Origin of the sequence: Shewanella litoralis (assembly GCF_009828585.1) — a bacterium.
GTDB lineage: Bacteria > Pseudomonadota > Gammaproteobacteria > Enterobacterales > Shewanellaceae > Shewanella > Shewanella litoralis.
Genome location: NZ_WSRZ01000013.1, coordinates 120,006 through 138,746 on the forward strand (window position 1 = coordinate 120,006; position 18,741 = coordinate 138,746).

General features: G+C 44.0%; 19 protein-coding genes. 13 read left to right on the forward strand and 6 right to left on the reverse strand.

Going from position 1 to position 18,741, the window contains the following annotated elements; translation table 11 throughout:
- The first annotated feature begins 81 nt into the window (after positions 1-81).
- The 10 genes from GQA99_RS12070 (at position 82) to GQA99_RS12115 (ending at position 9,621) form a co-directional block, all read left to right on the forward strand.
- Positions 82-1,293: an NnrS family protein gene (locus GQA99_RS12070; protein WP_160054128.1), complete on the forward strand. Its 1,212-nt coding sequence runs from the start codon at positions 82-84 to the stop codon at positions 1,291-1,293.
- A gap of 42 nt (positions 1,294-1,335) precedes the next feature.
- Positions 1,336-2,745 (forward strand): ammonia-forming cytochrome c nitrite reductase subunit c552, encoded by a 1,410-nt coding sequence (locus tag GQA99_RS12075; protein WP_160054129.1) that lies wholly within the window; start codon positions 1,336-1,338, stop codon positions 2,743-2,745.
- Between the two features lie 345 nt (positions 2,746-3,090).
- Positions 3,091-3,489, forward strand: coding sequence for a nuclear transport factor 2 family protein (locus GQA99_RS12080; RefSeq protein WP_229785878.1), 399 nt, complete (start codon positions 3,091-3,093; stop codon positions 3,487-3,489).
- On the forward strand, positions 3,489-4,244 hold the full coding sequence (locus tag GQA99_RS12085) for an SDR family NAD(P)-dependent oxidoreductase (protein ID WP_160054131.1): 756 nt from the start codon (positions 3,489-3,491) through the stop codon (positions 4,242-4,244). The genes GQA99_RS12080 and GQA99_RS12085 overlap by 1 nt, the downstream gene beginning before the upstream one ends.
- Positions 4,245-4,299: 55 nt before the next feature.
- Positions 4,300-5,568: an NAD(P)/FAD-dependent oxidoreductase gene (locus tag GQA99_RS12090; RefSeq protein WP_160054132.1), complete on the forward strand. Its 1,269-nt coding sequence runs from the start codon at positions 4,300-4,302 to the stop codon at positions 5,566-5,568.
- Positions 5,565-6,389: a DUF1365 domain-containing protein gene (locus GQA99_RS12095; RefSeq protein WP_160054133.1), complete on the forward strand. Its 825-nt coding sequence runs from the start codon at positions 5,565-5,567 to the stop codon at positions 6,387-6,389. The genes GQA99_RS12090 and GQA99_RS12095 overlap by 4 nt, the downstream gene beginning before the upstream one ends.
- 98 nt (positions 6,390-6,487) lie before the next feature.
- Positions 6,488-7,726 carry an SAM-dependent methyltransferase gene (locus GQA99_RS12100; protein WP_160054134.1) on the forward strand — a complete coding sequence of 413 codons (1,239 nt, stop codon included), beginning with the start codon at positions 6,488-6,490 and terminating at the stop codon, positions 7,724-7,726.
- 57 nt (positions 7,727-7,783) lie between these two features.
- Positions 7,784-8,302 (forward strand): DUF2878 domain-containing protein, encoded by a 519-nt coding sequence (locus GQA99_RS12105; protein WP_160054135.1) that lies wholly within the window; start codon positions 7,784-7,786, stop codon positions 8,300-8,302.
- Positions 8,299-9,009: a chalcone isomerase family protein gene (locus GQA99_RS12110; protein WP_160054136.1), complete on the forward strand. Its 711-nt coding sequence runs from the start codon at positions 8,299-8,301 to the stop codon at positions 9,007-9,009. Before GQA99_RS12105 ends, GQA99_RS12110 begins: the two co-directional genes overlap by 4 nt.
- A gap of 111 nt (positions 9,010-9,120) precedes the next feature.
- Complete coding sequence (locus tag GQA99_RS12115; RefSeq protein ID WP_170293537.1) at positions 9,121-9,621, forward strand: DUF3833 domain-containing protein; 501 nt, start codon at positions 9,121-9,123, stop codon at positions 9,619-9,621.
- Positions 9,622-9,698: 77 nt separating this feature from the next.
- Here the strand turns inward: GQA99_RS12115 and GQA99_RS12120 are convergent, their stop codons facing one another.
- The 5 genes from GQA99_RS12120 to aptA form a co-directional block, all read right to left on the reverse strand.
- A complete protein-coding gene (locus tag GQA99_RS12120; RefSeq protein ID WP_160054138.1) occupies positions 9,699-10,043 on the reverse strand; it encodes a DUF3634 family protein in 345 nt (114 codons plus the stop codon).
- A 657-nt stretch (positions 10,044-10,700) separates the two neighbouring features.
- Positions 10,701-11,423: a TorF family putative porin gene (locus GQA99_RS12125; RefSeq protein ID WP_160054139.1), complete on the reverse strand. Its 723-nt coding sequence runs from the start codon at positions 11,421-11,423 to the stop codon at positions 10,701-10,703.
- A gap of 115 nt (positions 11,424-11,538) precedes the next feature.
- Positions 11,539-11,916 (reverse strand): cupin domain-containing protein, encoded by a 378-nt coding sequence (locus GQA99_RS12130; RefSeq protein WP_160054140.1) that lies wholly within the window; start codon positions 11,914-11,916, stop codon positions 11,539-11,541.
- Positions 11,917-11,925: 9 nt separating this feature from the next.
- Positions 11,926-13,425, reverse strand: coding sequence for a CoA-acylating methylmalonate-semialdehyde dehydrogenase (locus tag GQA99_RS12135; RefSeq protein ID WP_160054141.1), 1,500 nt, complete (start codon positions 13,423-13,425; stop codon positions 11,926-11,928).
- Positions 13,426-13,451: 26 nt separating this feature from the next.
- Positions 13,452-14,804 (reverse strand): omega-aminotransferase AptA, encoded by a 1,353-nt coding sequence (gene aptA / locus GQA99_RS12140; RefSeq protein WP_160054142.1) that lies wholly within the window; start codon positions 14,802-14,804, stop codon positions 13,452-13,454.
- Positions 14,805-15,108: 304 nt separating this feature from the next.
- Between aptA and GQA99_RS12145 the strand changes: the two genes are divergently transcribed.
- The 3 genes from GQA99_RS12145 (at position 15,109) to GQA99_RS12155 (ending at position 18,521) form a co-directional block, all read left to right on the forward strand.
- On the forward strand, positions 15,109-16,605 hold the full coding sequence (locus GQA99_RS12145; RefSeq protein ID WP_160054143.1) for an aldehyde dehydrogenase: 1,497 nt from the start codon (positions 15,109-15,111) through the stop codon (positions 16,603-16,605).
- Positions 16,606-17,221: 616 nt separating this feature from the next.
- On the forward strand, positions 17,222-17,638 hold the full coding sequence (locus GQA99_RS12150; RefSeq protein WP_160054144.1) for a VanZ family protein: 417 nt from the start codon (positions 17,222-17,224) through the stop codon (positions 17,636-17,638).
- Positions 17,639-17,687: 49 nt separating this feature from the next.
- Entirely contained in the window at positions 17,688-18,521 is an 834-nt protein-coding gene (locus GQA99_RS12155; RefSeq protein ID WP_160054145.1) for a sulfurtransferase, read from the forward strand.
- 32 nt (positions 18,522-18,553) lie between these two features.
- On the opposite strand, the gene GQA99_RS20665 is transcribed toward GQA99_RS12155, so the two are convergent.
- Positions 18,554-18,741 (reverse strand): hypothetical protein (locus tag GQA99_RS20665; protein WP_206194576.1); only part of this gene is annotated, 188 nt, incomplete at its 5' end.

An 18,741-nucleotide genomic window follows, 5' to 3' on the forward strand; every position in this document is an offset into this window, starting at 1 on the left:
AGATTTATATATTATACATGTTTAGGTCTTGTGCATGTTTAAATCTTGTTGCTCTTAACTCACTAAATGAGTGTGCTGCTTATGCTAAATATTGATGACCCTGCTGAAATTGATCATACCCCTGCAATCTGGCGCTTAGGCTTTAGGCCGTTCTTTTTAGGCGGAGCCGTGGTGGCTGCGTTGTACATTCCGCTATGGTTAATGGGCTGGTTTACCCCGCAATACAGTTTATTTAACAGTGAGTTTTGGGCCAATGTGGTGCCGTTATGGTGGCATCCGCACGAAATGCTGTTTGGTTTTGCCATGGCCATCGTATGTGGCTTTTTACTGACGGCAGTGCAAGCGTGGACCAATCAACCCACTATTAAAGGCCGCCGTTTGATTGTCACATTTACATGCTGGCTCATCGCCCGATTAACGCTGTTATTACCAATGAACATTCCGCTAGTGGTGCCCGCGTTATTTGACAGCTTATTTCTGGGGTTGAGTGCTTTTGCTTTGTGGCGCTGTATTTACCCGGTAAAGCAGTGGCGTAATATCGGTTTCCCTTTGTTGCTGGTGGTTGCACTAGTCGTCAACCTTGCGAGCTACTATGCGCTACATCAACGCGACTTTTCGCTCTCAACTCAGTTATGGCAAGGCATGATTTGGTGGCTCGCATTGGTGATTACGATTGTGGGGGGCCGGGTTATTCCATTTTTTACCGCCATGCGTATTCAACAACCGAAGCCAGATCCCATTAGTATATTAGAAAACACGTTATTATTCGTGATGGGATTATTGTTTATACAAGCTGTTAGTCATTGGCTTCCAAAAGGGATTGAGCAGATATTACTGACTGTAGCTGGTGGACTGCATCTTATTCGTTTTGCTCGCTGGCAAGGGCATAAAACCTTAAAAGAGCCCATGTTATGGTCTTTGCATTTAGCGTATGTCTCTTTGCCAATTACCTTGTTGTTAATGGCAATCAATATTAATAACGAATATGCCTATCGCACCTTGTTACACCTGTTTGCGGTAGGCGGTATTGCAGCATTGTGTTTATCAATGATCTCGCGCGTATCACTGGGCCACACTAGCCGTAATATTTATCAAGGCCCCAATATGACATTAGCCTTTTTGAGCATCGCGTTAGCCGCCGTGTTTAGGGCAATATTGCCGTTATTCATGCCAGAGCACACCCAAATGTGGTTATGGATTGCAGGGATGTTTTGGTTTATCGGCTTTGGGATGTTTGTGTGGTTTTATGCGCCTATTTTAATGCGTCCTCGACTCGATGGTCGTCCTGGGTAATGTTCAATTTGTATCGATGATTTCTGATGAAAGGCAAACTGTATGATTAATTTACTAGTAGAAGTAATGATGAAAGCTTCTCGTCCACTACGCAGCAAAGTTGGTCTGGGTGTGCTTGTTGCAGGGTTGGCATTATTAACCTTAACATCCTGGTCTTTGCAAAGCGCAGAGGTCGACCCAAATCAGATTAAATTTCCCAATCAATTTGCATCCTGGGAGGCAACCGTAGAGCAGGAAGAGCGCGAAGACATGTTGGCGCAATATCCTGCCAGTATTATTTTGTGGGCCGGTTCATCATTTGCTAAAGAATACCATAGCCCGCGTGGTCACCAGTTTGCAGTAGCCGATGTGACTCATACTTTACGTACCGGTGTGGCAATAGCAGAAGGCGATAAAGGCTTATCAGCCAGTTGCTGGACCTGTAAAACCCCAGATGCACCAAGATTAATGAAAGAAAAGGGTATCGAAGGGTATTCCGCTGCTAATTTTGTTGATTTAGGCCGCGAGATAAAATCGGTCGTATATTGCAGTGACTGTCATGTTGATGGCAGTGAAAAGCTGGCATTACCGCGCCCACATGCACAAGATGCAATGGCAAAAGTTAAACTGCCCTTTGATAAGCAAGACAGCACGATGCAAGGGGCGCAGGTGTGCGGCCAGTGTCATGTGACGTATTACTTTCAGCCAGAAAAGAGCAATAAGGTCAATATTCCGTGGATTTTCGGCAGCACAGCCGATGATATTGAGAAATACTACGATACTCGTCGTTTTTATGAATGGATCCACCCAATTTCGAAAACGCCAATTTTAAAAGCACGTCATCCTGAATTTGAGCATTGGAGCCGTTCTACCCATGCTAAAAAAGGCGTAACGTGCATAACGTGTCATATGCCAGTAACAAAAGATGTCCAGGGTAATACGTTTACCGATCATAAAGTGGCAGGAGCCATGGATAACTTTGAGCAAACCTGTGCCAGTTGTCACAGCAGTAAAGCAGCCATGGTGAAAAAACTCGATAAAACCAAAGCCAATATTGAAGCCAAAGCACGCAACGTAGAGTCTTTATTAGTTCAGGCACATTATGAAGCGAAAGCGGCATGGGATGCCGGGGCAACGTGGCCACAAATGAACGATTCGATTATGGCGATTCGACATGCACAGTGGCGTTGGGATTTTGCCATGGCATCGCACGGTTTATATGCTCATAACCCTAAAGAAGGTGTTGAGCTGCTAAATATGGCAACCGAGCAGATTACCTATGGCCGTGAAGCATTAGCCAGAGTGTTGAGCCAACTGTCGGTTGAAAAAGTAGAGTATCCAGATTACAGCACCAAAGAAAAAGCCCATGCAGCCATTGGGTTTATCGAGGGCGACGCGGTTAAAGCTAAGCAAGCCTTTATTAAAGACGAGGTCGATAAGCATTGGCAACCGGTAGCACAAACCGGCTATTAATTTGTTTTGTTGACCCATTGAATGACAAACGCCCGAGCTTAGCTCGGGCGTTTTGCTTATTACTGGCTCTATGGTATTGCACCTACCACTGTGATCTGTTTTTGCCAATATTACGTATTAAGTATTAATTCATTTATATCTACTTCACCGACATAAAATACTGTTATCTTATTGTGATATAAGGCATTGTTATTTTTATGCTCGCGTGGAGTCTTTGTTCGCGTAAATAGGAGTCTGTTAATGCAAAGCGCACAGTCGATAGTTGATATTTCATCAAAACCGTTAAAGGGCGAAAATACCAACCCCATTAATGGTCATCCTGCTATTGTTGATGCCTTTATTAATATGTATCAGCAACTGAATAAAGATAACTTACATTTACTACGACAAGTTTATCGTGACGATATTCGTTTTCGCGATCCTATGCATCAAGTCAGTGGTATTGACGATCTTACTCATTATTTTGCCAACATGTACCTTAATGTCACTCATATAGAGTTTGACATTAAAGAAGTGGTAGTGAGCCATAACAACAGCCAGGCGGCATTGTATTGGACCATGGCTTATTCGCATCCCAAGCTTAATAAAGGTCAAACAATTCACGTTGAAGGCATGTCGCAGCTTAAATTTGATGACAAAATTTACTCACACCGAGACTACTTCGATTTAGGCCAAATGCTTTACGAGCAGGTGCCCTTTTTAGGTGGTTTAATTGGTTTACTAAAAAACAGAGCCGCAAAATAATGGTTATGACAACCGCAAAATCACCTGCCGTATTAATTACTGGCGCCAGCTCTGGCATTGGTTTGGCGTTGGCTGAACACTATATCAGCAAAGGCATGGCGGTTATTGCCTGTGGCCGTAACCGCCATGCACTGCAAAACATTAGCGGCGCGACACCACTTGAATTTGATATTACCGACAGTGTACAGGTGCAAGCGGCAGCGACAGAACTTAAGCAGTTGTTGCTCGATAATCACTGGAAACTACAGCAAGTAATACTCAATGCCGGCAGTTGCGAGTACATCGACGATGCATTGCATTTTGACTCAGCATTATTTGCCCGAGTCATTAACACAAATGTGGTTGCGATGGGCTATTGTCTGGAGCATTTTTTACCGTTACTTAGCAGTGGTGCGCAACTTGGGTTAATGAGTTCAAGCGCAACCTATTTACCGTTTCCTCGCGCTGAAGCCTATGGTGCATCAAAAGCTGCGATCAGTTATTTAGGCCGCAGTTTACGGGTTGACTTAGCCGAGCACGATATTGGCGTGAGCGTGATTTGCCCGGGATTTGTTAAAACGCCACTCACCGATAAAAACGATTTTGCGATGCCAATGCAAATCACAGCCCAGCAAGCCGCAGTAGCGATTTTTAATGGCATGAACAATCAGCGAAAAGAAATTCACTTTCCAGGTAAATTTACCTGGTTACTTAAATTAGCGTCACTATTACCTGAGTCATTGTTAGTGTCTTTATTAGCAAAAAAGTCTAATTAATCAGTTAATAAATGACTCTGAAAATGATTTGATAGCGTACTCCAAGGATTATTAAATGAAAAACATCGCCGTGATTGGTACAGGCATTTCAGGCTTAACTTGCGCGCACTTATTGAGCCGTCAACATAAGGTGACTGTTTTTGAGGCTAACGATTATATTGGTGGCCATACCGCCACTGTAGATGTTGAAGTTGCTGGTAAGCAATACGCGATTGATACCGGTTTTATTGTCTTTAATGACCGCACTTACCCTCGTTTTGAAAAGCTCATGGCGCAGCTTAATATTAAATCTATGCCGACCGAAATGAGCTTTAGCGTTAATAATGCCATTACTGGACTTGAATATAACGGCCATAATTTATGGAGTTTGTTTGCCCAGCGTCGTAATTTATTTCGCCCCAGTTTTTACAAATTCCTTGGCGAAATAGTGCGTTTTAATAATGGCTGTAAAGCGATTTACGAAGCCGACAAATACCCAAGCACCACGCTGGGTGAATACCTTGATCAAAATAATTTTTCTGCCTTTTTCTGTGAGCATTACATCTTGCCAATGGGCGCAGCAATTTGGTCGGCCAGCATTGACGATATGCGTGGCTTTTCATTACGATTTTTTATTCGATTTTTTCAACACCACGGTTTGCTCAACATTAACGACCGCCCACAATGGTATGTCCTTGAAGGCGGCTCACGCAGTTATATTCCGGCATTAACCGCGCCGTTTAAAGAGCGTATACACCTTAATTCGCCGGTGACAGGGATTAAGCGCAATGACGATGGCGTGCAAATTCAAGTCTTAAATGGTGAGTGGCAACAGTTTGATGATGTGGTGTTGACGTGCCATAGCGATCAAGCACTCGCCATGCTAACCGACCCAAGCCAGGATGAAACAGAAATATTAGCACCGATGGCCTATCAAAATAATGAAGTGGTGTTACATACCGACATTAACGTATTGCCTAAACGCAAAGCGGCCTGGGCCAGTTGGAATTATCGCCTAGACGGTGAAAATGAGTTAGATATTGCTCAGCGTCCTGCCAGTGTGACTTACAATATGAACATTTTGCAGCGTTTACCTAAAGATGCGCCAACATTTTGCGTAACACTTAATCAAACCGATTTGATTGACGAGTCAAAAATTTTGCGTAAATTTAACTATGCTCACCCAGTGTTTAATGATGCCAGCATGAAGTCGCAAGCTAAAAAGTCGCTGATTAATGGTAAACGTCATACTTATTATGCCGGAGCTTACTGGCACAACGGTTTTCATGAAGACGGCGTGCGCAGTGCTGTTGACGTATGTAATCTTTTTGGGATCACCTTATGACAATAACTTCATCGCTACAGACCTTACATAGCGGCATTTATACTGGCACGGTGAGTCATCGCCGACATGTGCCTAAAGTGCACAATTTTGGCTACAAGTTGGCGATGATGGCGATTGATTTAGACGAGGTTGATGCCATATGTGCTAGCAGTAAATTGTTTTCGACAGACCGATTTACCCCGCTAAAATTTAAACCAAGCGATTACTTAAATGAATTGGATAAACAATTTTCTGACGCACTAGTGTTGCCGCCAGCGTGCCATGGTGATGATGCTAGGGCATTAAAACAACGGGTATTGGCCACAATAAAACATTTAGGCGCTAACCAGCAATGTGACAGAGTTATTTTCTCGGGGCAAATTCGCCATTGCGGTCTTTATTTCAGCCCAGTGAATTTTTACTTTTGTTATCACAATGATGAAATGGTTTATATGCTGGCCGAAGTGAGCAACACACCCTGGAATGAACGCCATTGTTATCTTGTTGATATCGCCCATACCACTCATACCGACAAGGTGTTTCACGTGTCACCGTTTATGAATTTAGACATGCATTATTTATGGCGAATTACCGCGCCCGCTAAGTTTTTAAAGGTGACCATTGAAAATCGTAACGCCAATAACGATAAGTTATTTGATGCTGGTGTGGTACTTAAACGCCAAGAAATAAGTGCAAAGAGTGTGCGGCAGTTTATGCTGCGTTTTCCGCTCATGACAGCCAACATTATGCTGGGTATTTACTGGCAGGCACTCAAGCTGTTTGTTAAGCGAATCCCTTTTGTCAGTAAACAGCCGACCAAACCATCTAATCAGCATGGTTAACGAGTGAGTAAAACAATTGTAAACCAAATGGACTGACGCAACGTATTGACTGTGAATAAGGTGATATAGCCTACGCAGTGATGAACTGGAGACAAAAAATGGAAAATACAGCCACAGAAAGTAGCATGGCTCAAGCTGGTTTATCAGACAGTCTGGCAAGAAAAATTTTATTACGTGCACTCGCACATCTTGCAGAAGGTCATTTAACGATTGTAGACGGCAACCAGACTGCAGAGTTTGGCGATGCCAAAAGTGATGTCCATGCAACGATGCAGGTCATGCACCCTAATTTTTATCGTCAGGTGGTGTTTGGTGGTTCAATTGGTGCCGGTGAAGCTTATATTCAAGGTCACTGGTGCAGCCCAGATTTAACCAAAGTCGTGCAAGTGTTTGCGCGCAATCTAGCATTACTCGACAACATTGAGCGTTATTTTTCATGGTTAAGTAATGGTGTTAGCCGCTTAAAGCATGTGCTTAATCGCAATTCTGAGGCTGGTTCTAAACGCAATATTTTAGCGCATTACGATTTAGGTAATGACATGTATCAGCAGTTTTTAGATCCAGAAATGATGTACTCAAGTGCGCTATACCCTAATGACGACAGTACGTTAGATGAGGCGCAAATCCATAAGTTGCACACTATCTGTGAACGTTTAGATTTAACGCCTGGGCAAACACTATTAGAAGTTGGCACAGGTTGGGGGGCATTAGCCATTTATGCTGCCAAGCATTTTGGCGTGAATGTGACAACCACAACGATTTCAGATGCGCAATACGACTATGCCGTTGCACGTGTTAAGCAAGAAGGCCTAGAAGACAAGATTACCTTACTTAAACAAGACTACCGCCTGCTCACCGGAGAGTATGACCGCGTAGTGTCGATTGAAATGATTGAAGCGGTGGGTCATGAATATTTGGGGGGCTTTTTTGAAAAGCTACAGCACTTATTAAAGCCTAATGGCAGGATGCTAATCCAGGCAATTACCATTGCCGACCAGCGTTATAACAGCTACCGCAAAAGCGTTGATTTCATTCAGCGTTATATTTTCCCTGGTGGTTGCCTGCCTTCGGTTAGTGAAATGACTAAACACATCGCCAAAAAAACCGACATGGTCACCTGGTCAGTGAGTGATATGGGCAAAGATTATGCGCGCACATTAAAGCACTGGCATGAAAACTTTGACGCGGCTTATGACAAGATTAAAGCCTTAAACTATGGTGAAGACTTTATCCGCATGTGGAAATTTTACTTAAGTTACTGTGAAGGCGGTTTTTTAGAGCGCACCACCAGTACGGTGCATTTAGTTGCAGTAAGACCACAATACCGTGTGAAATAGAGTCCTGATGTGTTGCTCGCATCCTGCGAGCAACCTTGCTTGTGCGACGAGGTAGTTATGCCTAATCCAAAGCTATTTATCATCTTAAATGCGTTATCGTTTCAATTGGTGTGGTGGGCTGGAGTGCTTGCCGGTAACCAGCTTATTTTATTGTCTATCTTGCTTATTGTAGGCCACTTCCTTTTGTCTCAATCACCACGCCAAGATCTGCAGCTCATGTGTTTGTGTGCTGTAGTGGGGATGAGCGTCGACACCGCATTAACCTTGTTTGGCGTATTTGTGTTTGCCGACACTCCGTATTGGCTTGCACTGCTTTGGCTCGCATTTGCATTAAGCCTAAGATATAGCTTGGTGTTTTTTCTGCGGATTCATGTGTTTTGGCAAGCTTTGTTTGGCGGTGTGTTCGGTACCTTAAGTTATATTGCTGGAGCTGAGTTTGGTGCAGTGTTATTGCCTTATGGCCAATGGGTAAGTGGCATTGTGCTGGTAGTGATCTGGAGTGTGTTGTTTCCCGTATTATTGTTAATGAGTCGTGGTCAATATACCTCGATCCTTACTGAGGAGAGTCAGCAATGAAAACGGTAAACCAGACGGTTAACGCTTCCCGTAGTGCTTATCAATGGCTGGTGGAATTGCTTTTTGGCGTAGTCGGCGCCACAGTCGTTATGGTTATTTTGACATTGAGCATGGGCGATGCCATGGCAAATCAGGCGGAGACAGCGAGCAATAATACTCAAGCGTTTCTTTTATCAACATCAGAGTTATCAACATCAGAGTTATCAACATCAGAGTTATCAACATCAGAGTTATCAACATCAGAGCTATCAACACCTGATCAATCATCATCCAATTTAACCATGCATCAGGTCGGTTCGGCGAGTATGAGCATGATGTGGTTCGACATCTACAGTGCCAAGCTGTACTCAAGTGACGGTAAATATCAGGCTAATCAATTGCCGTTAAAACTTGAGATTGAATATCACCGTAATATTGAAGCAGAAGATTTAATTGATGCCACCGTCGACCAATGGCAACACTTAGGGATACCTGAACAACAAATTAATGAATATCGCGAACAATTAGCCAAAGCATGGCCCGATGTGAAAGAGGGTGACCGGTTAACCTTTATGGTCAATAACGCCACTCAAGCTGAATTTTTATTTAATGATAAACCTTATTTTCAAGTAAGTAATGTGCAGTTTCCGGCCGACTTTTTGGCTATTTGGCTATCAGAAAATACCAGCCGACCTAAACTGCGACAGCAGTTGATTGGCATGAACTAAACACAGTAAGGCTGAATTATGTTATCTAAATTGCCCCATTTATTGAACGTCACAATCTGGAAAAAGTCATTGCGTCATAGCGCCATATTTGCACTTTTTGCCTTGGGTGCAATGTCGTGTTCATCTGCATCGATTGATGATTATGCCAATACCAATCCAAAGCTGGATTTAGCCGAGTTTTTTGAAGGTAAGTTAACGGCTGCTGGTGTTGTACAAGATTTTTCTGGCAAAGTGACCCGTAAGTTTACCGTTATTATGGAAGCCCAATGGAAGGATACGCCGCAAGGTAAACAAGGCGTTATCAATGAGTGGTTTGTCTATGATGATGGTGAAAAACAAACCAGAGTGTGGACCATTATCGATAAAGGCAACGGTCAATACCAAGGTACAGCCAATGATATATTAGGCATTGCGCAAGGTGAATCTCGTGGCAGCGCATTGCGTTGGCGTTATGACATGCTATTGCCTGTCGATGGCAGTGAATATGAAGTCCATTTTGACGATTGGATGTTTTTGGTCGATCCCAATACCATTATTAACAAAAGCGACATTATTAAGTTTGGTGTTACCGTTGCACAGGTGACCTTAGTGATTTCAAAGCAAGGCGATTAATCTTCGCAGCGTTAACAAAAAATGGACTCAATTGAGTCCATTTTTTGTTAATTGCCGGCAGTTTCTGCTGAACATGACTAGCCTTTCAATTTTGATGAGTCTTGCTGTTTTTTATCGTAATACTCAAACGGGAATTGATTACGAATTTGCTGAGTTAAATTATCACCCACGTTGGCAGATACGTGCAGGCGCACATGGCCTGACTTTTCCGCTCTAATGGTGCAGGTCAGTTTGTTTGATTTAGCAATGGCACGGGTTTCTCGTTCAAAACGTTCTGGGATTTTGCCTTTATGGTTGCTGAGCTTGCCGTCTTTAAAATGCATTTCAAAAATGGTTAAGCCACGACTGCTGCTAAAAATGAGTTTGTAGGCGAGAAAAACTAACCCAACAATCACCAAAATTTTAATGATGGTATCTACCATAACGAGCTCCTTTGTGCCGTGTAATTGTTATATACCCAATCAACTTGAAGATCCGTGTTTCAGAGCTTCACCGTGTTTTCAATACTAGGCGCGTTAATGCGGTAATGTAGGTACCTTATAAATTAGCGCAACAACGTAGTGGGAACACGGTGAAACTCCCAAAGGGCAAGTTTTACACGTGTTTATGCTGCGGCTTATGTTAATTTAGCTGATTTTGGAAAGGGACTAACCATTACCCGCAATCAATGCCTTGCCTAAACGCGTGTAAATTCTTGCTGAAATCGAGCATCTTCAGGTTGTTTGGGTATACTTGCTATAAGCTTAAGATACGCTAGTCGATTAGGGATGCAACGCTATTTTGTTGAAATTTATGCGCAAGATCGAATACTAATACCATTGCGCGTTTTTTACTCTGCGTTCTCGCTATTTGAAAAGGGAACAACCATGACCTCATAGCGACGCCTTAATCAAAAAACGCTTGACGCCTTATGTGACCATGACAATGAGTCGTCACTTATTTATGCGAATTGGTATAATAACCAATGCTCCGTATAAACGACGTAAAGCTGATGCTTTTTATGTGCCAATAAAAAAACCGCTCAAAGGCGGTTTTTAGGTTAATGCGACAAACCAAATTATCGATAAGCTGGCTTTTACTTAAAACGCATAGCTAACACTGGCCAATAAGGTGCCAGAGTTTTTATAAACGCCAGAGTTGACTTCATTGTCACCATCAATGTCGGTGTCCAGGTACGCAACAGAAACCGCAATGCCGCTAAATTCAGTTGATACACCAATAGAGTAGTCTGAATAACTGTCAAAGCCTTCGCCATCGTCGATAGCGTCACCAAAGTTATAACCGTAATGAAGGTCTAGACTCCAATTCTCGGTAAATTCCCAAGCATAATTAATCTCGGTGTAATGTAAATCGAGATCACTTCCGCCATAGTCGTTAGTAAACCAGTAAGCGGCTCTAAAACCATTAAAGTCGATGCCTGCGCTCACTTCTAGGTAGTCTAACTCACTGTCGCCAGGGTAGTTATAACGGTACAAGGTTAAGTCATAGCTGGTGTCATCGTTAATCTCACCATAGTAACCGGCATACAAATCGACTTCGACGTCTGGGCCGTTGTAGCCTGGTTCGTCAAAATCGACGTTGCTGCCCCAGGCGCCAACAAAAAAGCCACTGTCATGGCTCCAATCGATATTGGCTTGAAGGGCTGGGTCGCCAGCGGTTTGTGATACACCACGGAAGCGGTAATCATTGGTTACGCTCACTGCGCCAGAGACTTCTGCCGTCGCTAACGGAGCCAGTAGGGTAGCTGATAATGTTAATCCGCTTAACAGTGCAATTCGCGTTCTTTTAAATGTGTTCGACACGATATTATCTCCATTTACATTAATTACAGTCGTCGAGATTGAGCCGACGACTGCGTATGCCATTTATCAGAGTCAAAACCGTTAGGTTTTGCCTGTACCACATGGCGGTTAAACGTTATGGTTGTTCGAGCTGTTGCTCAAACATAACGTAGATTTTTTTACAGTGCTCAATCACTTCCCACGTGCCAATAAAGCCTGCGGGGATAACAAATTTCTCGCCAGCCTTAACCGTTAAACTGTGTCCAAGATTGTCGGTAATAATGCTACTGCCTTCAAGAATGTCGCAATATTCATATTCGCTGTAGCTCACATTCCAGCTGCCCGCTTCACTTTGCCACACCCCAACGTTAAATTGCTTACAAGGGCTTTCAAAATGATTTTGTACCGATTGCAGCGGGTTTCCCGTGATTCTTTTTTCATCCGCTAAGCGGTAAGACTCAATCTCGGTAGTTTGACTGCTAAATAAGGTAATGTCGCTAATGTGTTTACTCATGATGTAACCTTATTTCATGGTAGGCATAATGAACGCCGAAGGCTCGTTGGAGTCGGCTTTTGCTTGCGGCCAACGGGCGGTAATGGCTTTACGTTTAGTGTAAAAACGCACGCCATCAGGGCCATGCATATGCAGTGGACCAAATAATGAACGCTTCCAGCCACCAAAGCTATGAAAGGCCATTGGCACAGGGATGGGCACATTCACCCCAACCATGCCCACTTCAACATGATGGCAAAAATGCCGCGCTGCTTGACCGTTTTGAGTGAAAATTGCTGTGCCATTACCAAACTCATGCTGGTTAATAAGCGCTAATGCTTCGGCGTAGGTGTCGACTCGCACAATGGCCAGCACTGGACCAAATATCTCTTGTTGATAAATGCTCATTTGCGGTGTCACATGGTCAAACAGGCAGGCACCTAAAAAATAACCTTGCTGGTGGTCACTAATGCTAATATCACGGCCATCGACAACCAATTTAGCCCCTTCATTTATGCCAACTTCAACGTAGTCCCGCACTTTAGCTAAATGCTGCGCCGAGATCAGTGGCCCCATATCCATCTCAGGGGTGATACCGCTGCCGACCTTTAATGCACTAATCTGCGGTAATAATTTATCGACCAGTTTGTCGCCGATATCACCCACCGCCAATACCACAGAAATGGCCATACAACGTTCACCGGCACTACCATATGCTGCACCCATTAATGCATTAACAGCTTGATCTAAATCAGCATCAGGCATTAATAACATGTGATTTTTAGCACCGCCCAACGCTTGTACTCGTTTACCGTGGGCTGATGCCGTGGTGTAGATATATTCCGCAATAGGCGTTGAGCCAACAAAGCTGACTGCTTTAATATCAGGGTGGGTGAGCAAAGCGTCTACCGCTTCTTTATCACCATTAACCACATTAAACACTCCATCAGGCAAGCCTGCTTGTTTAAGCAATTCGGCCATAAACATGACCGAGCTGGGGTCTTTTTCTGAGGGTTTCATAATAAAGGTGTTACCACAGGCAATGGCAATCGGGAACATCCACATCGGCACCATGACCGGAAAGTTAAACGGCGCAATCCCGGCTACAACACCTAAAGCTTGATTAACCGACCATGCATCAACGCCACCACCCACTTGCTGAGTGTGCTCACCTTTCAATAAGTGCGGAATACCACAGGCAAACTCAACTACTTCTAACCCTCGGGTAATTTCGCCTTTGGCGTCATCGAGCACTTTGCCATGTTCTAGGGTAATCAGCTCGGCTAATTTATCGACATGTTGCTCGACTAACGCTTTAAATTTAAATAGCACACGGGCGCGATTGAGTGGAGTCACTTGTGACCAGGTTTGAAATGCGGTTTTAGCAGCAGTAATGGCACTGGCTACCTCATCCTGGCTGGCTAATGACACCTGGCCCCGTGCTTCACCGGTTGCAGGATCGTAAATCGTTTGCGTGCGTTGGCTTGTCTGGGTGTGTTGCCCATTTACATAGTGGTTGATGTTAAGCATGAACTCTGTCCTTGTTATTAAATGGGTTATCCCACAGCGTGAATGGCGTCAGAAAGGTGATTTACCATGTCATCAATTTGCGATTTTTCGACAATCAATGGCGGTGACAGGGCAATGATGTCAGCAGTTGCGCGTACTAATGCGCCGTTTCTAAAGCAATGGTCAAATATGCCATAGCCGCGTTTACCTACGCCTTTATCGCTTGGGGCAAATTGAATGCCTGCAACCAAGCCTGTGTTGCGAATATCAATCACGTTGGGTAGGCCTTTGAGGCTATGTACCGCTTGCTCAAAGTAAGTTTCAAGATTTTTTGCGCGCTCAAACAACTGTTCGTTTTCATAAATCGACAAGGTTGCTAACGCCGATGCGGCGGCAACAGGGTGGCCTGAATAAGTATAACCATGGAAAAATTCTATTAATTCGTCAGGGCCGTCCATACAAGTGTCGTGAATGGTATTACTAACAAACACGGCGCCCATCGGGATCGCACCATTATTAATGGCTTTCGCTGTGGTGATCATGTCTGGCGTGACTTGCCAGCGCTCACTGGCAAATGCTGCGCCTAGGCGGCCAAAGCCGGTGATGACTTCATCAAATATCAATAAAATACCGTGCTTTTGAGTGATTTCGCGTAAGCGTTTAAGGTATCCCTGTGGCGGTAAAATCACCCCAGCAGAACCTGACATCGGCTCAACGATGACGGCGGCAATGTTTTCTGCGCCGTGTAAAGTAATGAGTTGCTCAAGCACTTCGGCCTTGTCTAATCCATGAGACGGCAGGCCGTGACTAAAGGCATTGTTGGCAATGTCGAGTGTGTGGGGAAGATGATCAACACCTTGTAGCAATTGTTGGCTAAAGGTTTTACGGTTATTACTAATGCCGCCAACTGAAATGCCACCAAACCCAACGCCGTGATAGCCCAGCTCGCGGCCGATAAAGCGCGTTCGGCTCGCTTGGCCATTGGCGCGGTGATAACAAAGCGCCATTTTGAGGGCTGTATCAACGGATTCAGAGCCTGAATTGGTAAAAAATACATGGTCTAACCCGTCTGGGCTCATTTCACTGAGTTTATGGGCTAATTCAAACGCCAGTGGATGACCCATTTGAAATGATGGTGCATAGTCCATCTGGCTAATTTGCTTGCTTACCGCCTCAGAGATTTCTGCTCTGCCATGGCCCGCATTACAGCACCATAATCCCGCAGTCGCATCGAGCACCTTGTTACCTTCAATGTCGGTGTAATACATACCTTGCGCCGACACTAATAATCGCGGGTTTGTTTTAAATTGTTTATTGGCCGTAAATGGCATCCAATAATGAGCCATATTTGGCCATGTTTGCGATAAATCGCCAGTTCCTTTGTGCTGATATGCGCTCATATTTCAACTCTGCGTAGGTAACAAGTGGGTTGTTGTTTCGTATCATAATGGTTAAATTATGAGTGACGAATATTTGCTATGCTATGTCAAAAATAATGAACGTTAAAGCGTTTTGTGCATTTATTTAAACTAAATATGGCTATTTTGTAAAATATATTGAAAACAGCTTGCTGTTAAGCATCATCCGGTGACAATATTCAATAATGTAACCGTGTCGATTTACCCTTAAACAGCGACACAAAAAACCTTATTTGGCATCACATGGCGCGGTGCTTATCAATCCATTTATTATTTCGAGGTCACAATGAGTACTCCAACAAGTCGTAGCGATTGGGAAGCACTGGCAGCCAGTTTGCAAATTAACGGTAATGCCTTTATCAATGGTAAGTATCAAAGTGCCGCATCTGGTGAAACGTTTGATTGCGTTAGCCCAATCGATGGTCGTGTATTAGCTAAAGTGGCTAGCTGTGATTTAGTTGATGCAAATGCTGCGGTGGCCAATGCCCGGGAAGTCTTTGAAGCGGGTACCTGGGCAAATTTACCGCCGGTTAAACGCAAAGAGGTAATGATTAAGTTTGCCGATTTACTCGAAGCCAATGCCGATGAAATGGCATTACTTGAAACGTTAGACATGGGTAAACCTATCCAACACTCAAAAGGTGTAGATGTTGTGGGGGCCGCGCGCGCAATTCGCTGGTCTGGTGAAGCCATTGATAAAATCTATGATGAAATTGCACCAACAGCACACAACGAAATTGGCATGATCACCCGTGAAGCGGTTGGTGTTGTCGCGGCCATTGTACCGTGGAACTTCCCAATGATTATGGCGTGTTGGAAGCTTGGACCATCGCTTGCAACGGGTAATAGTGTCATTTTAAAACCGTCTGAAAAGTCACCGTTAACCGCTATTCGTATGGCGCAATTAGCCCTCGAAGCGGGTATTCCTGCAGGCGTATTAAACGTACTGCCTGGTTTTGGTCATACGGTGGGCAAAGCATTAGCCTTGCACATGGACGTTGATACGTTGGTGTTTACCGGTTCAACCAAAATAGCTAAACAGCTGATGATTTATGCCGGTGAGTCGAACATGAAACGCGTGTGGTTAGAAGCAGGTGGCAAGAGCCCTAATATTGTGTTTAACGATGCGCCAGATTTAAAAGCAGTCGCAGAAGCCGCTGCCGTCGCCATTGCTTTTAACCAGGGTGAAGTGTGCACTGCAGGTTCGCGTTTGTTAGTTGAGTCTGGCGTAAAAGATGAATTAATTCAGCTTATCATTGAAGAAATGCAAGGCTGGCAACCTGGCCACCCACTAGACCCAGCGACCACCTGTGGCGCGATGGTCGACCAACAACAGCTGACTAACGTACTTAACTACATTAAAACCGGCAGTGAGCAAGGTGCGACATTAATGGCTGGTGGTAAGCAAGTGATGGCAGAAACAGGCGGTATGTATGTACAGCCAACGATTTTCAGTAATGTTAAAAATGACATGCGCATCGCCAGCGAAGAGATTTTTGGCCCCGTATTATCGGTAATCGAATTTGATGGTATGGAAGAAGCGATTAAGATTGCAAACGACACCATTTACGGTTTAGCTGCAGGCGTTTGGACCTCAAACTTAAGTAAGGCACACAAAACCGCTAAAGCACTGCGCAGTGGCATGGTGTGGATTAATCACTACGATGGTGGTGACATGACCGCACCTTTTGGAGGTTATAAGCAGTCCGGTAATGGCCGTGATAAGTCATTACACGCATTTGATAAATACACCGAATTAAAAGCCACCTGGATTGCTTTATAACGGTAATTATCTCTGTGATATAAACAAAGCCCTTTAGCAATAAAGGGCTTTTTTTATTAAGTAACCTCAACTCGGGATAATAAACGCCTTTCAAACAGTCCTTTGCCCCGCTAACTGCGTTGAATCGACTTACAATAGGCTAGCTATTGACGCGTCAATTCGCCTTGTTTGCATAACAAATGACAAGCTTGAAAGTGAGACGGGTTAACATGTTGATGTTAAATAGCATAAGTTCATCCCTTATACCGAGTTCAGGTTAAGTAAAATTAACGCCTCTTTTTGCTCTCTTCGCGTAGACTGAAATCTCGAAAATTATACCATTTCCATTAATTATGTGACCAATCAGAGTCACTCAGATTGTTCAGTTTGAGGCGCATTGTTGAAATAATGGTTATTCCCTTCTAAGACAATGCAACAAAGAAATGAACGGTCTGAGTGTCTCCTGCAAGGCGGGTTTCTGTGCCTTCTATGCTGCTTAATAGCATTTTGACGTAGAACAACTATGCCTACAATTCTATTACTTGCCTAGAAGACACAGAACTCCCGCTGAATGACCAGATAATTAGTGGAATTGGTATTACTTACAAATTCCACCGTCATACATGGAAGATGCTACATGACTCATACTCTATTTTCTCGATTAGCCATCTTTATTGGCGCAGGTTTCTTCGGTTTTATTTTATGGATCATTTATTTAGCCAACACAGGCGGCCACAGTATTTTTTTCGACTTAATCCGTCATATTCCTTATGGCGATAAAGTTGGCCATATGTTGTTATTTGGTTTATTAACTTATGTAGCCAATTTAGCGTTACAGAGTCGACACTTTCTGCTTGGACGTATTCCGCTTTATTACGGTGCTGTGCTAGTGTCAATATTCGTCTTGAGTGAAGAAATCAGCCAGGGTTTTATTCCATCAAGAACATTAGATATCGTCGACTTAATTGCCGATGCTGTAGGGATTACGTTTTTCAGTTTTTTAAGCGGTTTAACTCAGCGTTACATTGATAAACAGCAACAACAAAGCGCTTGAGCTAACATCCATTGGGTTTAACAATACAGTGAACATAGAGAGGTTTAATGTGAATTCTCCTTTAGTGACCACAGATTGGTTAGCGTTACATCTTGAAGATCCAGATCTCGTCATACTCGATGCCAGCATGGAAGTTGTGCTGGGCAAAGAACCACTGGTTTACGATGAGCTATATGTTATCCCTGGCGCGATATCGTGCCAAATTGATAAGCTATTATTTGATCACCATTCACCACAAACTCATGCTATGCCAACCCCAGAGCAATTTACAGATGCCGCGCACACGTTGGGCATTACTCATAACAGCACAGTGGTTATTTACGATGATCAGGGTATCTATTCTGCGCCACGCGCCTGGTGGACCTTTAGAGCGATGGGCTTTGAAAAAGTATTTGTGCTTGATGGCGGGTTGCCGCAGTGGCGTGCAGAAGGTAAAGATACCGTACGCCAATTTGCTAGTCCAACTCAGGCTGGCGATATAAAAGGGCGTTTATTACATCATAAGGTGTGTGACACCGAATTTGTGTTAACTCACCTGGGCCATGCCAATGTGGATATTATTGATGCCCGCGCAGCAGGGCGCTTTAATGGAACTTCACCCGAGCCGCGCGTTGGCATGCGCAGTGGTCATATTCCTGGTTCGTTAAACTTGCCGTTTGCGCAGGTACTCAACGGTTTTAAAATGAAATCGACTAAAGAGCTACACACGATTTTTGCCAAGCTTGATACCAGTAATAATGCCCAACGGGTGTTCAGTTGCGGCTCTGGCATCACCGCCTGTATTTTGATTTTAGCCTCTTATGTAGCAGGTCATCATCAAGCCGCGTTATACGATGGCTCATGGGCGGTGTGGGGTGGAGATGCAGCACTGCCTATAGAATAGGGGCAATTGAATAATTGGTGGGTATTTTTGTTTTATGGCCTACGGCCACTAACGCTTAAGATCGCAAGGTTCCACCCTGCACGGGCCAAATGCTGCGTCATATATGGACCCACCCGTTTTGCAAGTGATTTCGAAGCGTTAATAAACAAATTCATTGCCTTCATATATCCGGCTTGTAAATCGGGTGTTTTATATACCCGCAGCCCTAATGCAATTAGCT

What these genes read in the sequence shown, in the direction of transcription:
- GQA99_RS12130 (WP_160054140.1), bottom strand. Translation starts at nt 11,916, where the DNA reads ATGAGTAAACACATTAGCGACATTACCTTATTTAGCAGTCAAACTACC.
- GQA99_RS12110 (WP_160054136.1), top strand. Translation starts at nt 8,299, where the DNA reads ATGAAAACGGTAAACCAGACGGTTAACGCTTCCCGTAGTGCTTATCAA.
- GQA99_RS12115 (WP_170293537.1), top strand. Translation starts at nt 9,121, where the DNA reads ATGTCGTGTTCATCTGCATCGATTGATGATTATGCCAATACCAATCCA.
- GQA99_RS12150 (WP_160054144.1), top strand. Translation starts at nt 17,222, where the DNA reads ATGACTCATACTCTATTTTCTCGATTAGCCATCTTTATTGGCGCAGGT.
- GQA99_RS12145 (WP_160054143.1), top strand. Translation starts at nt 15,109, where the DNA reads ATGAGTACTCCAACAAGTCGTAGCGATTGGGAAGCACTGGCAGCCAGT.
- GQA99_RS12085 (WP_160054131.1), top strand. Translation starts at nt 3,489, where the DNA reads ATGGTTATGACAACCGCAAAATCACCTGCCGTATTAATTACTGGCGCC.
- GQA99_RS12080 (WP_229785878.1), top strand. Translation starts at nt 3,091, where the DNA reads ATGTATCAGCAACTGAATAAAGATAACTTACATTTACTACGACAAGTT.
- GQA99_RS12095 (WP_160054133.1), top strand. Translation starts at nt 5,565, where the DNA reads ATGACAATAACTTCATCGCTACAGACCTTACATAGCGGCATTTATACT.
- GQA99_RS12105 (WP_160054135.1), top strand. Translation starts at nt 7,784, where the DNA reads ATGCCTAATCCAAAGCTATTTATCATCTTAAATGCGTTATCGTTTCAA.
- GQA99_RS12135 (WP_160054141.1), bottom strand. Translation starts at nt 13,425, where the DNA reads ATGCTTAACATCAACCACTATGTAAATGGGCAACACACCCAGACAAGC.
- GQA99_RS12070 (WP_160054128.1), top strand. Translation starts at nt 82, where the DNA reads ATGCTAAATATTGATGACCCTGCTGAAATTGATCATACCCCTGCAATC.
- GQA99_RS12090 (WP_160054132.1), top strand. Translation starts at nt 4,300, where the DNA reads ATGAAAAACATCGCCGTGATTGGTACAGGCATTTCAGGCTTAACTTGC.
- aptA (WP_160054142.1), bottom strand. Translation starts at nt 14,804, where the DNA reads ATGAGCGCATATCAGCACAAAGGAACTGGCGATTTATCGCAAACATGG.
- GQA99_RS12120 (WP_160054138.1), bottom strand. Translation starts at nt 10,043, where the DNA reads ATGGTAGATACCATCATTAAAATTTTGGTGATTGTTGGGTTAGTTTTT.
- GQA99_RS12100 (WP_160054134.1), top strand. Translation starts at nt 6,488, where the DNA reads ATGGAAAATACAGCCACAGAAAGTAGCATGGCTCAAGCTGGTTTATCA.
- GQA99_RS12075 (WP_160054129.1), top strand. Translation starts at nt 1,336, where the DNA reads ATGATTAATTTACTAGTAGAAGTAATGATGAAAGCTTCTCGTCCACTA.